This is a genomic window from Streptosporangium sp. NPDC049376 (assembly GCF_044466505.1).
GTDB lineage: Bacteria > Actinomycetota > Actinomycetes > Streptosporangiales > Streptosporangiaceae > Streptosporangium.
The window spans coordinates 146,922-161,913 of record NZ_JBITMT010000011.1 but is presented as its reverse complement, the minus strand read 5'-3'; the positions used below and the strand labels follow the sequence as shown (position 1 = coordinate 161,913).

Here is a 14,992-nt window from a genome sequence, read left to right as displayed (position 1 = left end):
CGAACCCGCCCGCCGCCGGATGAGTCGCCGGCCTCGGGATGATGGGATGGAACCCATGAGACGGGACGCCCTGTGGGCCGTGATCGCCCTGGTGATGGGGCTGATCCTGCTCGCCGCCGGAGCCTACAACCGCCAGCCGTTGTCGGCCGCCCTGGCGGACCTCGTGCCCTTCCTGCCCTCGACCGTGCCCGTCCAGTTGCTTGCCGTCCCGCTGCTGCTCACCTGTCTCGGCGTCGTGGTACGGCGCAGCCACCCGGTGAGCGCCCTCGCGCTGGGCACGACGGGGATGACGCTGGATCTGATCTTCGGCTACTCCCTGGGCACGATCGTCGTCTTCACCGACAACCTCTACTCCGCCGCCCTGTACGGCCCGGCCAGGTTGGGCAGGTGGATGTTCGGCACCATCTCGGCCCTGGCGATCCTCATCGGCTGCGTGATCGCGATCCTCTCCCATGACGTGAGGGTCTTCGCGATCGCCGCGGCGCAGTTCGGCCTGCTCGGCACCGCGCCGGTCGTCAGCGCGCTCATCGTCAGGCAGTTCAGGACCCAGGCCGAGCTTGAGCGGGCCAGAGCCGAGCAGGTCGCGCGGCTGGCCGAGCTCGACCGGCGGGAGGCGGTGGAGGCCGAACGAGCCAGGATGGCCCGTGAGCTGCACGACATGATCGCCAACCACTTCAGCGCGATCGCCATCCAGTCCACGGCGGTGCTCTCCCGCAAGGATCTCGACATGGCGACCGTCCGGGGCATCCTTGAGTCGGTCCGGGAGAACAGTGTCCAGGGCATGGCCGAGATGCGTTCCATGATCGGGCTGCTCAGGCAGAGCGGGGACGGGGAGAAGGCCGAGGCGATCCGGCGCCGGGTGGCGGAAGTGGACGAGTTGGCGACGCGGGCCCGGGAGGCGGGCCTGGACGTACGGCTGCGCGTCGAGGGCGAGCCCAGGGAACTGCCCGCCGCCGTCGATCTCGCCGGATACCGGATCATTCAGGAGTCCCTGACGAACGCCCTCAAACACGGCGAGGAGAAGGTCGATCTGGTGGTCGAGTACGGCGCCGGGACGATCACCCTGGTCGCCGACAACCCGGTGGGAGCGGCCAGGAGGGCCTCCAGGCGGTACGGTTCCCCCGACCTGCCCAGCGCCGGAGCCGGGATCGTCGGGATGCGGGAGCGCGCGAGCCTGGTCGGCGGCTCCTTCGAGGCCGGGCCGTACGAGGAGGGCTGGCGGGTCCACGCCGAACTGCCGACCGAGGAGTCCTCGGTACTGCCTGGAGGGATGGTGTTGTGACGACCTCCAGGACCGAGTCGGACAGGGGAACGAGCCCACACCGAACCGGCGACCGTACCGCCCGGCGGCAAAGCACCGTGACGGCCTCCGAGGCCAGTCCGAACAAAGCACACCGAACCGGCGACCATGCCACCCGAAGAAACCTTCAGGACCAGGCCGGACAGGGACCCGGTGCCACATCGGCCCGCCCGGCGAGAAAGCACCGGACGATTCCCACGGCCAGGCCATACGAAGCACACCGAACCATCGATGCCGTTCGAAGAAAAAGCACCATGACGACCATCAAGGCCAAGCCTGACAAGGGCACCGGACCACGCCGACCCGTCCGGTGGGAAAGCGCCGTGACAACCTCCAAAGCCGAACCGGACAAAAGCGCGGGCCCACGCCGAACCACCCGGCGGGAAAACATCGTGGCGACCCCCACGACCAGCCCGGACAAGGACACAGGGTCACGCCAGACCATCGGCGATGTCGCCCGGAGAAAGAGTGCCGTGGCGGTCTTTGGGGCCGGGGTGTGCGAGCGTCGGAGGGTGTGTACTGGGCCCGGGGGGAGGGTGTTGTGACGGTCAGGGTTCTGGTGGCCGACGACCATGCGGCGGTGCGTAGTGGGATCGTGCTGATCCTCGACGGGCACGACGACATCGAGGTGGTCGGTCAGGCCGAGGACGGCGAGCGGGCCGTGGCGATGGCCCGTGACCTGCGGCCCGACGTGGTGCTGATGGACATCAGGATGCCCAGACTCGACGGGATCTCCGCGACCCGCGCGCTGAGCGGGATCACGGACGTGCTGATCCTGACCACGTTCGACCTCGACGAGTACGTCTTCGGCGCGCTGCGGGCCGGGGCGGCCGGTTTCCTGCTCAAGAACACCGACGCCGACGGACTGGTCGAGGCGGTGCGGGTGGTCGCTCGGGGGGACGGGCTGATCTCTCCGACGGTGACCCGGCGGCTGATCGCGGCCTTCAGGGGGGCGGTTCCGACGCGCGGGCCGGTCCCGGAGGTCGGCGGCCTGACGCCGCGCGAACGCGAGGTGCTGGCGTGCATCGGCCGGGGCCTGTCCAACGCGGAGATCGCCGTCGAACTGGACATGGCGGAGGCGACCACGAAGACCCACGTCAGCAGGCTGCTGAACAAACTGGGCCTGCGCAGCCGCGTCCAGGCCGCGATCCTCGCCCAGGAGTTGTCCCCCGACATCTCCTGATATTTACGGCCTCGCCCCTCCCAGTACAGCTCCCGTACGGGGCCGCCCACTTTCAATACGGCGCGCCCCTTTCAGTACGGCTTCGCCCCTCCCCATCCGCGTCCTCATACTCCCGTCAGGCCGGTTGACCTCTCTCCCGCGCCCGCCCCACCCGTGACAACCGCCCGGCCCGCGATGGTGACCGCCCATTCCCCTCATCACGACCGTCCAGCCCGCCAGAGTGACCACCCGGCCCCACCACGACCACCCGGCCCGCCAGAGTGACCGCCCGGCCCCGATGGGGAGGGCCGGGTGACACGGAGAACCCGGCCCTGACGACCACCCGGCCCTGATGACCACCCGGCCCCCATCCACGACCACCCGGCCCCGGCGGGGAGGGCCGGGTGACGCGAAGCGCCCGGTCCTGACGGCCCCCGGCCTCAGTGTGGGCGGAACGCCGGGGCGCCGGACGATGCCGGAACCTGTGTCCTGGCCTCCGTGTGGACGAACCCCGAAAGGGTCGGGGACGGCCTCGGGAGGCATCGGGGGTGTCTGGCCTGGTTCCTTCGGTCGTCGGCGTCCTGTCGGTGGCCGGAAAGAGCGTGGTGACGAGTCAGGGGGTGAGGATGGCCAGGAGGTTGACGACGAGGTATTTCTCCGTCGTGCACTTCTCCTCGCACGTCGGCTCCGAGGCGTCCGGCCCCTTCGGGATGATCCCCTTGGGGGTCGTGTAGAGGACCGAAGGGAGCGTGGAGGACCTGCCGACGCCGTACCAGCCCTGGTCCTTCGTGGTTCGCTCACCGAATCCCGCGGCCTTGTCGGTCTCCGGGTCGTAGAGGACCGACAGGCGGGGGCTCGGACCCTGGGCGGGGCCCAGGAAACCCGTCGTGAGCATGCGCAGAGGAGCCGCCGACGGACCGGAGAAGGCGGATGGGATTCTGCGGTCGCTTCCGTCGACACGTTGCACGATGTTTCCCTCCTTCGTCAGGCCGGAGCACCAGACGGGACCACACCGGAACTGCTTGGCTCCCTCCGGCGGGTTGACGGGGAGCGTCTGCCCTGTGGAGAGGTTGACCAGTTTCGTCTGGTTCCTGTCGTCGTGCAGGGAGACGTCGGACGCCCAGGGCCATGAGATCAGCGTGAGTCCCTCCGCCCCCGGAACCGGCTGGGGGGCGCCGCCCTCCAGTGGCATGCGATACACCCCGCCGCCGCGTACCGACCACACCAGGGAGTCCCGCGTGACGCCGAACCCCTCCACCTTGGCGAGCGCCCCCGTGACCTCGCCGACCTGCCTGGCCGTACCGCCTGTTCTTGGGGCCACCCAGAAGTCGGCCCACGTGTCGTCATCCTGGACGTCGCCCCACCAGGCGATGGTGTCGGTCCCCACCTCGATCCTCTGGACGTAGTAGTTCCGCCTGCCCTCGGGCGAGGGTAGCCGGACGAGTGGCTCGCTGTGGCCCGTCGTCGTGTCGTAGGTGTCCAGCCTGGCCGCCCTCTCGAAGGAGGACTCGGCGATCAGCAGCAGCGTCGTCGGGCTCAGTGCCGCCGCGGGCTGGTACGTCAGACCGTCCGCCGCTTTCGTCGGGATCCTGGACACCGCCTTGGGCCAGACCTCGGAGACGGGACGCGGGACGGGCCTCCCGGAGACCTCGACCGTGCCGGGGGCCTCGGAGGCGCCCGCGAACACACCGCCTTCCGGCCCGCTCCCGCCGGGAAGGACGCCTCTGATCACCCAAGGGCTTGTCGCGATCGCCACCACGGCCGCGCAGGCGAGCGCCACCCGCGCCCTGTGGGTGCGCCGTCTGGCCTGGACCCTTACCCGGACCGCCCCGGTCAGGTCCCGGGTGAGGGCGGGCGCGTGGTCGGCTGCGTCGGCCAGCACGCGAATCAGGTCCGCCTCGTTCCTGTCGTTCGTCACAACGCCTCCGCCTTCACGGGGGTCATCCGGACCCTGAGCTTTTCGAGGGCGCGGAACGCCTGGCTGCGCACCGTGCCGCGGGAGATGCCGAGCAGGTCGGCGATCTCCTGGTCGGAGAGGTCCTCGTAGTACCGCAGGACCAGCACGGCCCGTTGTTTCGGCGGCAGGCCCCGCAGTTCGTTCCACAGGCCGGTCTCGTCCGGGTGGACATCGGCGTGGGCTCCCTCGGGGACGGCCGCGACCAGCCGTTCCCTGCGCAGCCTGCGCCAGATGCTGATGTGCAGCCGTGCCATGGTCGTACGGACATATCCCTCCGGATCATCTTTTTTCTTGATCCGGGGCCACGCGTTCCCCAAACGCATCAACGCCTCCTGGGTCAGGTCGGCCGCGTCCTCGGCGTTGCCGGTCAGGACGTATCCGTACCGGTACAACGCGTCCCCGCGCGCGGCGACGAAATCGGCGAATTCCACGCTCCAGGGACGTATGACCCCGCCCATCTGTTGCACCCCGGATTTCTTCTCCGTACGGCCCGCGGCGCACCACCGCCCGTTCACACGCGATGCCTAGCGTGCCGCCATGAGACGACGCATGGCGATCACGGTCGGCGCCGCCGTACTGGCGCTGACGATGTCCACCCCCGCGGTGGCCGACCACCGGCCCGATCGCGGCAGGGCCGTGCTGACGGGGTTCGCCTCGCTGCCTGCCCGGACGTTCGTGCCCGGCAGCGAGCCCTCGGGCGCCCAGCTCGGCACGGCGCCGGTCAACGGGGTGACTCCGCCCTTCCCCGGGCAGCCGGTGCAGGGCTTCAGCGGGGTCGTACGGCGTGGCGACGGCACCTTCGACGTGCTGTCGGACAACGGCTACGGCGCCAAGGCCAACAGCGCCGACTTCCTGCTCCGGGTCCACCGGATCAGGCCGGACCTCCGGCGGGGGACGGTCAGGGTGCTCGGCGGGTTCGACCTGAGCGACCCGGACGGCCGCGTGACCTGGCCGCTGACCCGCCCCGACCGGAAGCTGACCGGCGCCGACTTCGACGTCGAGTCGATCGTGCGGACCTCCGACGGGACCTACTGGATCGGCGACGAGTTCGGCCCGTTCCTGCTGCACTTCTCGGCCACCGGCAGGCTGCTTGAGACGCCGGTCCCGCTGCCCGGTGTCAGGGCGCCGGAGAACCCGTCCCTGAACGGCGAGCAGCCGAACCTCGCCTCAAGCAAGGGCTTCGAGGGCATGGCCCGTTCGGTCGACGGACGCACCCTCTACCCGTTGCTTGAGGGGACCGTGGCGGGCGACCCCGCGGGGACGCTGCGGATCAACGAGTTCGACCTGCGCTCGCGCTCCTACACCGGCAGGCGGTGGACCTACCGGCTGGAGAGTCCGGGCAACGCGATCGGCGACATGATCGCGGTGGACGGGAGCCGTTTCCTGGTCATCGAGCGGGACAACCTCCAGGGGGACGCGGCGGCGTTCAAGCGGATCTACCAGGTGGACCTGCGCGACGGGCGCAAGACCCTGGTCGCCGACCTGCTCGACCTGGCCAACCCGGCCGGGCTCGGCGGGTTCGGGGAGACCTTCCGCTTCCCGTTCCAGACCATCGAGGACGTGGTGATCCTCGACGACCGGACCCTGGGTGTGCTGAACGACAACAACTTCCCGTTCTCCGCGGGCCGTACTCCGGGTGAACCCGACAACGACGAGTTCATCACCGTACGGCTGCCGCGCCCGCTGAGGGCCGACCCGCGCGTCCACCGTTCCTGATCCCGCCCCCGCCCCCTCGCCCAAGGGGGCGGGGCCGTGTGACGTACGGCTCTCCGGCCTCCGCGAGGCCCCGCACGGCGGATCGCGCGTTAGGTTGGCCATCGACGGTTCACTGCGTGGACATCGTGAGGACCACGAAGACGGGCGGGAGACGGTGGAGGAATGATGTGGGAAGAGCGGTTCGCCGAGCTGTCGGCCGTCGCCGCGCGCCAGAACGGGATGGTCACCGCGGCGCAGGCGGCCAGGGTCGGCGTCGACGACCGGGGACTCGCCCACTTCGCCGCCTCGGGGCTGCTCGTCGAGCTTGACTGGTCGGTGTACCAGCTCGCGTGGTCGTCGACGGGGCCGCGCTACGCCTACCCCTACGCCGCCTGGCTGGCGCTGCTGCCCGAGCTCTACCGCTGGGAGCGGCCGCGTTCGGCCGACGAGGACGCCGTGCTCTCCCACGAGTCGGCCTGCCGCCTGCTGGGACTCGGCTCGGTCGCCAGTCCTCTGATGATCTTCACCTCCCCCGAGACGCTTGAGGCGCCGCGGGCGGTGAAGATCCACCTCGCGCGCCTCACGCCGGAGGAGGTGACCGTGGTCGAGGGAATCCCGGTGACGACCGCGCACCGCACCGTCGTCGACCTGGTGGCCGACTGGACCGACCACGGCGACCTGCGCAGGGTCCTCATGGACGCCGTGCTGAAGGACCTCGTCGACCTGCGCGCGCTCCACGCCGACCTGGCCCCCCTGGCGGAGCGGCACGAGTTCCCCGGCGACGGCGCGCGGTTCGTCGAGTACTTCATCCCGGACCTCGACCCGGCGGCCCTCTCCCCACGGAACCGGCGGGGTCACGCCGCCCTGGTCCACCCGGAGCGGATCGCCGCCGTCGAACCGAGGGTGGCCCACATGCTCACGGAGGCCGGGGCCGTACCCGACGAGACCCTGAGCCGGGACATCGCCGCGGAGATCATCTCCCGGGTGGGTTAGGCACCAGCTCGTCCGGATACAGGTCCCCCCACAGTCGCCGCAGGAAGCGTTCGGCGCTGCCGTCGTCGTACCGGACAGCCGTGTACAGCGACGGCGGCACCTGGTCCGGGTCGGTGAGGGCACGGCGCAGTTCCGCCTTGAACAGCGCCATCTCCCGGTCGCCGGGCCGTACGGCCAGCCGTCTCAGGCTGTCGTAGGCGTCCTGGTCGGCCTCGGGGTGACAGTAGGTGGCGCACACCCGCAGCAGCACGGAGTCCGTCATGCCGGGTCCGCGAACATGGTGGTGATCTCGTAGCCGTCACCTTGACGGTTCGGCTGGAAGAAGTACTGCATGCTTCCCCCCTCCATGCTCGCGATGGGCACGGCCTGCGGCTCGGGGCCGGTCGGCCTGCGGTCCTCCGGCAGGTTCGCGGGGTCGCGGCGCTCCATGACCCAGGACGCCCGGTTCGAGATCGCGGCCTCAAGGCTACCGTTGAGGGGCACGATCCTGTATCCGGAGAAGTACAGGTGGCCGTCGGGGCCGAGCAGTTCCTCGATCGGCACGGTGACCCGGTCCGGACGCCTGTCGGGGTCGAACGGCGTCGTCAGGGCGTTCCGCACGGCCGGGTGCTCGATGCTCCGCGCGACGGCGACGGCGAACGCGACGGGGTCGCTGATCGCCGTGGCCGCGTCGGCGCAGCCGTGCTCCCTGTCCCCCGGCTTGAACGCGTCGGTCGAGCGTGCCCGCTCCCCCTCGTCGAGCTGCGCGGGGTCCTCCAGCCAGGTGACGCGGCGTTCCAGCCTGCCGTCCGCGGCGAAGCCCTCGTGCCGGGCGAGGTGGTGTCCCTGCCCCTGGTCGACGGCGACCAGGACACGCTGGACGGCCGGGTCCAGGTCCGCGACGCCGGCGAGCCACGGCCGGGTGGCGACGTTGTCGGCGATGTACCGCGCGGCCTCCTCCGGCGTGACCTCGGGAAGTCCCGCGACGGTCGGGTCGAAGCGTTCGAGCACCTCCCGTGGCGTCGGCTGCCCCTCGGCGATGGGGATCTCCAGCCGTTCCGCGTACGGCCGGACGGCGTTGCCGGTCGCCCTGTCGATCTCCTCCCCCAGGGTGAGGAGTTCCGCCGGGGTGAGCTGGAACAGCCGCAGCTCCTCCAGCGCCCGCCGGGCCAGGTCGGGCGAGGCGAGCAGCGGCCTGAGCGCCTCGGTGACGGCGACGCCGCGCTCCTCCTGAGCGGTGTCGTAGGCCTGGGCGATCCGGGCGGCGGCGGGGTCGGTCTCAGTGTTCGCCGACGTGTTCGCCGGGGAGGTCTCCAGGCTCAGGACCGCGTAGGGGTGCGCGAGGGACAGGCCCTCGTACTCCTGGTCGGCGATGAACTGCGGTTCCAGCACGCCGAGCAGGGCGAGCCGTACGCCGTGCCACTTCCTGCCGACCTCGTCGGGCGTCGTGGCGTCGGTGCCCAGCCACAGCCGGAGCTGGTCGGCGTAGTAGGCGCTGCGCCTCCAGTCCTCGGCGGTCCAGTCGATCCACTCCTTGCCGTCGAGTGAGGAGCTCCGGCCGAGCCGCAGCGGCCACTGGTCGAGCTGGCCGCTGCTCACCAGCCGGGCGATCCGGTCCACGGTGACCGCGAGCCGCGCCGAGTGGTAGACGGCGACCGGCTGCCCTCTCCGGTTGGTGGGGTCGGACAGGTCGGGACCGAACGACACCCTCCGCATCCCGGTCAGCGGGGCGGGACTCGTCTCCTCGACGACGAACCTCGTGACGGGGCGTCCCATCCGGTCGAAGAGCGGGTTGCCCTGGTCGTCGAGGACCTGCTCCGGCCTGCCGAACGTCCAGTCCTGCCAGTAGAGCAGCCAGCGGTTGCCCTTGTTCCCGTCGTGTTCCAGGGCCTCGAAGTAGACCGTGGGCACGCCGAGCATCGCGGGGATCTCCAGCGCCCCGCTCTCCATGCCGATCTGAACCACGTCGTGCTGGGCTGCCAGCCGGGCGAAGAACAGGCCCTGTTCCGCGTAGTTCAGGGCCACCCCCTCGTTGTGCTCCGGCTTCCAGAACTCCACCAGCGTCCGGATGTCGACGCCGTCCAGCACGCCCTCACGCCGCCAGGCCTCCTCAAGCCCGGGACGACCGGCGAAGACGTCGTCGCCGAGCAGGACGACACGCCGCCCCGGGTGCCGTTCGCGCAGCGTCTCGATCGTCTGACGCAGGATCTCGGGCCGGGTGTCCAGGTGCGGGCCGTGCCTGCCGCCGACCGGCTGTCCCCTGGTGTCGCGCACCCAGAGCAGGGCGTACTCCTCGGGATTCCCGTTGGCCGCGCCGAGCCGGTCGACCACCGCCTGCGCGCGGGCCGTACGGCGGGCGGCGCTCTCCTCGTCCGGTCCGAGCATCCTGTCCACCATGCGCCGCCTGGCCTGCTCGGCGTCGGTCTGGATCGCCTGCAGCGTGAGGAGCTGGGCCCGCATCCACTGGGTCTCGGCGTAGTGGCTCTTCTGACTGGTGTTGGCGAAGGCCAGCCGGACCCGGTGCGGCTCGATGCCGTAGTCCTCGATCAGACGCCGCCGCAGCTCCAGGGCGTCCTTGAGCGGCTGGGCGTGCAGGTCGACGAAGTGGTCGGCCAGCGTGGCGGGGTCGAGGTCCGTGACGTCCGGGGTCTTGAGCAGGGCGCGCAGGAAGGCGGCGTTGGCCTGGTCGGCGGTGAGGCCCGCCGGGAGGTCGCCGAGGAAGGCCAGGTGGGTCTGGTGGGAGTCCCACTGGTAGGTCTTGAAGCCCCGGTCGGGTTCGAAGGCGATCTCGACCGTCGTCTCCGGGTCCGCCATCAGCGCCGCCGCGTGGCTGTACAGCTCGCCACGCTGGTGCGCGTAGAAGCGCAGGTGCTTGTAGTTCTCGTTCTCCGGGCCGGGGACACGGGTCAGTTCCGTGTAGCCGTTGTCGTACATCAGCCGGCCCTTGACGAACTCCGCCTTCTCCTCGGGGGAGAGGTCGGTCCGTTCCTTGAGCAGCCGCAGTTCCTCGTCGAGGCCTCCCCGGGTCAGGTGGTCCCACCGCTCGACCATGTCGGGGTCGGCGTGGACCGTGGACGCCGGTGCGACGCTGGGGCCCTCCAGCTGCCGGACCCTCGGCGTTCCCGTGGGGGCGGTCGACTCCCCGGCGTCGGTCATGGGAGCGGGGGTCGTCCCGTCGGTCTCGACCCACTGGCGGGTCTGCGGGTCCCAGCGGCTGGCCGGCGGCGCCTCCGGCCGCAGGAGGGGGTCGAGGAACGCCTGCGCGACCGGGATGGCCTCGGCCAGCCCACCGTACGGCAGGCCGGGTGTCGTCCTGGCGTACTGGTCGAACTTCCTGAACCAATCGGGGTTGGGGATCTCGAAGGACTCGGGCACCTTCATGTTCTCGCCCTGTTCGAGCCGCCAGGCGAACTCCGCGTGCAGCATGGCGTGCGTCGCGGGCCCGTCCCACGACGAGCTCAGGATGATCATCAGGACGTCGACCAGGTCCTGGCACCGGTACGGCAGGTCACCCGACTTGCAGCTGAACAGGCCGCCCCCACGGGCGGTGCAGTCGAGGCAGCGCGTCTCCAGCGTCCTGATGCCGTGCGTGTAGATGCCGGAGACCTTGTGCGCCAGGGTGTCCTCGTAGGAGATGACCCTGATGGCGGGGGCCTCGTCCGGGTGGCCGGTCGACATGATCTGCGGGGGGAAGGCGATGAGGTCCGGCTCCTTCCACACGGGCCTGGTGCGCGGCGGGGCGATGTCGACGCTGAGCTGCATGATCTCCATGTCGCCGCAGTAGACCCTGTGCACCATCCTGACGGCCTTGCCGTGCAGGATGGGGACCTTCGACACCCGCTCGAACCGCAGCATGTCGCCGTGGTCACGGGCCAGCGCGGCCTCGTACTCGGCGGCCATCACCTCGGGGTCGGTGTCCCCCGAGATCCTGACGAGGTCGATGTCGCTGCTCGCGCGCCCCCCGGGGTTCCTGGAGAGCATCGCCTGGCCGCCCTTGAGCATCCAGTCGTCGGGGTTGGCGGTGAAGATCCTGCCGAGCGCGCGCTGGAGGGTGAACTGCTGGAGCTCGTCGAGCACCCCCGTCCCACGGCGGTGCGCCTCGGCCCGCACCTGGTTCATCAGGGTGTTCCAGAACCTCTGGAAAACCCTGGGATCACTGTCGGAGCCACTGTCCGCGCCACGGGAGTCGTCCGGGCTGAGGGCGGACCGCATGGCGAGGGCCGGGTCCGTCGCGACCTGGGGGATCCTGATCCCGGCGCGGCGGAGTTCGAGGACACCGCTCAGCGAACCTCGGCGTTCGAGAACGGCCCTGCGCGCGGTCTGCCTGCCCGTCTCCCCCGGCCTGGGCGTCACGTCGGCCACGATGCCGGCCAGGGTGTGGATCTTCCGGTTCTCCACCGTGGTGTCCCGGTCCCGGCCGAGCAGTTCGTTGACCTGTTCGGCCAGCGCGTCCAGCCGTGGCGGGGCGTCGCCGAGCAGCAGCTCGGACAGGCCCCGCAGCCGGGCCAGTTCGGTGGTGGAGAAGGAGTACTCCGGTCCGGTGTCGTAGACCTCCTGCGCCATCCGGACCAGCGCGTCGGTGTAGGCCAGGTGGTACGGCGTCAGCGGCCCCTCGTCGGCGAAGAGGGCGTCGGCGCGCTCCAGGAGCCTGAGGTGCTCAAGCAGCGGACGGTCTCCGGCGGGGAACTCCTCAAGGAGCGTCCGCAGGTTCCCCGGCAACCGGCCGGGCTCGTAGTCGGGCCGCGACCACTCCTCGGGCCGGGTCTCGTCCTGAGTCTCGGGCCGCGTCTCGTCCTGAGTCTCGTCCTGGGTCTCAGGCCGGGTCTCGTTTCGCGTTTCAGCCTCGGGGCCGGGCCGGGTCTCGGGGTTGTCGGTTGTGGAGTTCTCAGGAGCGAGGTTCTCTGACGTGGAGGCCTCGGGCTCGGAGTTCTCGGCCGTGGAGGAGGTGGAGTTCGCGGGTCCCGAGGTCGCGGGCGCGGTCTCGGGGCGGGCGGTGAAGGCTCCGCTCTCCGGCAGCAGGCCGTAGACGTGCTCCAGGTGACGGTCGCGGAGCCCGACGGCCTCCGGCACCGGGTGACCGTCCCGGTCGAGCACCGGGTTGCCCCCCGACCAGAGGAGGACCGTGTGCCCCAGCAGGTTGGCGTCGCCCCGGACGCCCGCCGCGCCGAGGTCGGCCCGGTTCCCGTCACGCGCGTCGACGTACTCGTCGAGCATGCCGAGCAGGTGCATCGTCTCGTGCGCGAAGACCACGGGCGGCATCTCCGCGTACCAGCTCGTGTGGTCGATGGGGGCGCGGGAACGGTAGTCCGCCAGCTGGTCCAGCGGTGCGGTGATCACTTCGCCCTCGCCCGACCAGCTCTGGAGGTCCGCGAAGTCGAAGGCGCGGACCCCGGTCCCGGGGTGCAGGTGGACGACCTCGCCGGTCGGGGCCGAGTCAGGCGCGACCACGAACTCCATCCGCACGTGCAGTTGTGAACCGTCAGGCAGCCGGTGCTGGTGGTTGCAGTAGAGGTCAACCCCTTCGAGCACCCTGGCGTAGGCGGCGGCGATCTCCTCGGGACTCATCCGGGGATCGGCGCGGACGCTCACCCGGACGGTGATCTCGGTGACGGGACGCCGCTGTCCCCGCCACGGGACGGACAGTCTGCGCGCCTCCAGGCGGACCGCCCCCGAGGCGTGCGGGACGGTGACCGGTTCCGGGGCGACCGATCCGCGCAGCCCCTCCCAGTCCCTGGCCGAAGGCACCTCGCGGGGGTCGTGGGCGTTGGCCAGCGTCTGCTCCGGTCCCGAGGCGGGCTCCACGTTGAGCTTCGGTACCCGGACCCCGTGGTCGATCTCCTCGGGCGGTGCGGGCCGTCCCCTGTTGATGAGGGCGTCGATGCTCCCCGCGGGCCGGATTCCACCCCTGGAACCCACGAGCGGTACGGCGGCCCCCGGCGTGCCGTCCGGGGCCGTCCGCGCGGGTGTCCCGCCCGGCACCGGGTCACCCTGCTGGTCGGCCACGGGTGCGGAGGCGGACGGGGTCGGTCCGGCGAGCGCCGTGTTCCCCTGCCCACCGGAGGACGGACCCGCCGGGCCCTCCGGTGCCGTCGAGGTCGCCGGGGCCGTCATGTCGGCCGGGTTCACGGCGGCGGTCCCCTGGTGACCGGTGCTCGCCGGGCTCTGCTGGCTCTGCGGGTTCGCCGGGTTCTGCGAGGTGGGGGACTGGGTGGTCGAGGTGGGGTCGGTGACGTCCGGTGCGGCCGCCTGGTCGGGGCGTCCCTGCTGTTCCGCCGTGGTGGCGCCGTTCCCCTGTGTCCCCCCGGCCTGCGGAACACCGCCCGTCGGCTGCGCGCCCGTCTGCTGCGCGCCCGTCTGCTGCGTGTCCGGGGCGACCTGCGTGTCCGGGGAAACCTGCGTATCCGGAGCGGTGTCCGAGGCAGCGTCAGGGGCAGTGTGCGTGGTCGGGGAGACGTGTGTGGTCGAGGAGGTCTTCGTCCCCGGGGAGACGTGCGGGGCCGTACCGGGGGAGGCGTGTGTACCCGGCGGGGTCGTGGGAGTGGAGGAGGACTTCGGCGTGGTGGGGGAGATCGGCCCCTGCACCGGCCCCTGCGAGGAGTGCGACCCGCTCCCGGGTCCGTTCCCAGGCCCGCTCCCGGGCCCGGTTCCGGGGCCGGTCCCCGGGCCGCCCCCTGAGTCGTTCCCGGGAGCGCCCCCGGATGACGGGTCCGTCCCGACGCTCGCCAGGTCGGTGGCCGCGGCGGCGTCGATGGCGGAGTTCAACGCGCCCGCCGGGTTCACGAACGCCCCGACCACGTCGGCGTTGAACGGGCTGACCGTGTTCGTCCGGCCGGCTCCGCCCATGAAGCCGCCGACAAGCGAGTCTGCCGTCGGGGGCGCCCACTGCCCGTACACCAGGCCGTTGGCGACGAAGCTGCCCGCGGGCGAGGCCACCACGTTGTTCAGGCCGGTGTTCAACGCCCGGCCGGGGAAGCGCTTGAAGGCGTTGCCCCATCCCGGCAGGTCGCCCGCGCTCCGGTTCAACTGGCGGATGCCCGGCAGTCTGTTGGTGAGCCCGGAGACCGAGCCGCCTATCTTGGTTCCGACGACCGCGCCCGCGCCGGCGCCGATGACGGCGGCCATGGTCTTGTTCCAGTCCCAGCTCTTCCTGGTGCCCAGCTGGATCTGCTTGTACTGGGTGTAGGCGTCGATGAAGGTCTCTTCACCGATCTCCTCGAACAGCTCGCGGGCCAGCGCGCCGGACAGCAGTTTGCCCCCCGCGCCGCCCGCCAGGGTGGTCAGCTTGCTCGCCGCGGCGACCCCGGCCGGGCGTGCCGCCATGATGCCGAGGCGGGTGAGGATCTTCCTGATCACCTCCCGCAGGGCCGTCGCGGTCGAGCCGACCATCGGGGTGGTCGTCCCCGCGGAGAAGAAGGCCGCGAGCAGTGCGATGGCGATCGCGATGACGGCCACCCAGAAGGCCACGTTGATGGAGATCTTGGAGTACTGCGTCTCCAGTGCGAAGGCGTCCGTCTGCTGGGCGTACCGGTGGTGACCGGCCATCTTGGACAGCACGCCGGTCTTCTCGTCGTACATCTGCCCGATTCGGGAGAACGTGACGGGCTTGACGGGGGCCTCCCAGTCCGCCGCGATCGTCCGCACCGCCGTACTCGTGGGCTCGAAGGCGGCCGCGTAGACCTCGACGGCCCGCCGGTGCACCTCCCGCAGCTTCCACAGCCCGCTCTCGCTGGCCTCGGGCCAGGCCTGTCCCGACATGAGCATCGGGATCAGCCAGTGGACCACCCAGTCCGGCAGCTGTTCCGTCTCCCACACCGGCCGCACGTCCGTCGCGGACACGCCGCCGAAGTCGTCCTCCGACGGCAGGCCGCCCGGCGTCTGTGAGTTGACGTCCCCCCTACCGGCCATC

8 protein-coding genes are annotated in these 14,992 nt (G+C 71.1%); 4 read left to right on the top strand and 4 right to left on the bottom strand.

What is annotated here, in order from left to right:
* Window positions 1-55 precede the first annotated feature (55 nt).
* Together ACIBVQ_RS26130 and ACIBVQ_RS26125 are read left to right on the top strand one after the other, a co-directional pair.
* Window positions 56-1,282, top strand: a complete 1,227-nt coding sequence (locus ACIBVQ_RS26130; RefSeq protein WP_352012869.1) for a histidine kinase — start codon at window positions 56-58, stop codon at window positions 1,280-1,282.
* A 559-nt stretch (window positions 1,283-1,841) separates the two neighbouring features.
* A complete protein-coding gene (locus ACIBVQ_RS26125) occupies window positions 1,842-2,483 on the top strand; it encodes a response regulator transcription factor (RefSeq protein WP_352012868.1) in 642 nt (213 codons plus the stop codon).
* A gap of 592 nt (window positions 2,484-3,075) precedes the next feature.
* Here the strand turns inward: ACIBVQ_RS26125 and ACIBVQ_RS26120 are convergent.
* Both ACIBVQ_RS26120 and ACIBVQ_RS26115 read right to left on the bottom strand, forming a co-directional pair.
* Window positions 3,076-4,380: a hypothetical protein gene (locus ACIBVQ_RS26120; protein ID WP_399180597.1), complete on the bottom strand. Its 1,305-nt coding sequence runs from the start codon at window positions 4,378-4,380 to the stop codon at window positions 3,076-3,078.
* A complete protein-coding gene (locus ACIBVQ_RS26115; RefSeq protein WP_352012866.1) occupies window positions 4,377-4,850 on the bottom strand; it encodes a SigE family RNA polymerase sigma factor in 474 nt (157 codons plus the stop codon). Before ACIBVQ_RS26115 ends, ACIBVQ_RS26120 begins: the two co-directional genes overlap by 4 nt.
* 106 nt (window positions 4,851-4,956) lie before the next feature.
* Here ACIBVQ_RS26115 and ACIBVQ_RS26110 point away from each other — a divergent pair, with 106 nt between their 5' ends.
* Window positions 4,957-6,135, top strand: coding sequence for an esterase-like activity of phytase family protein (locus ACIBVQ_RS26110; RefSeq protein ID WP_352012865.1), 1,179 nt, complete (start codon window positions 4,957-4,959; stop codon window positions 6,133-6,135).
* A gap of 162 nt (window positions 6,136-6,297) precedes the next feature.
* Window positions 6,298-7,107 carry a type IV toxin-antitoxin system AbiEi family antitoxin domain-containing protein gene (locus ACIBVQ_RS26105; RefSeq protein ID WP_399180594.1) on the top strand — a complete coding sequence of 270 codons (810 nt, stop codon included), beginning with the start codon at window positions 6,298-6,300 and terminating at the stop codon, window positions 7,105-7,107.
* On the opposite strand, the gene ACIBVQ_RS26100 is transcribed toward ACIBVQ_RS26105, so the two are convergent.
* Both ACIBVQ_RS26100 and ACIBVQ_RS26095 read right to left on the bottom strand, forming a co-directional pair.
* Window positions 7,088-7,369 (bottom strand): hypothetical protein, encoded by a 282-nt coding sequence (locus ACIBVQ_RS26100; RefSeq protein WP_399180592.1) that lies wholly within the window; start codon window positions 7,367-7,369, stop codon window positions 7,088-7,090. The genes ACIBVQ_RS26105 and ACIBVQ_RS26100 overlap by 20 nt on opposite strands.
* The gene (locus tag ACIBVQ_RS26095) at window positions 7,366-14,991 is read right to left on the bottom strand and encodes a nucleotidyl transferase AbiEii/AbiGii toxin family protein (RefSeq protein WP_399180590.1); all 7,626 of its coding nucleotides are present in this window, start codon (window positions 14,989-14,991) and stop codon (window positions 7,366-7,368) included. Before ACIBVQ_RS26095 ends, ACIBVQ_RS26100 begins: the two co-directional genes overlap by 4 nt.
* Window position 14,992: the final 1 nt, after the last annotated feature.

Excerpts from the sequence above, each read along its gene's own strand:
- ACIBVQ_RS26100 (WP_399180592.1), bottom strand. The coding sequence starts at position 7,369 with ATGACGGACTCCGTGCTGCTGCGGGTGTGCGCCACCTACTGTCACCCC.
- ACIBVQ_RS26105 (WP_399180594.1), top strand. The coding sequence starts at position 6,298 with ATGATGTGGGAAGAGCGGTTCGCCGAGCTGTCGGCCGTCGCCGCGCGC.
- ACIBVQ_RS26110 (WP_352012865.1), top strand. The coding sequence starts at position 4,957 with ATGAGACGACGCATGGCGATCACGGTCGGCGCCGCCGTACTGGCGCTG.
- ACIBVQ_RS26095 (WP_399180590.1), bottom strand. The coding sequence starts at position 14,991 with ATGGCCGGTAGGGGGGACGTCAACTCACAGACGCCGGGCGGCCTGCCG.
- ACIBVQ_RS26130 (WP_352012869.1), top strand. The coding sequence starts at position 56 with ATGAGACGGGACGCCCTGTGGGCCGTGATCGCCCTGGTGATGGGGCTG.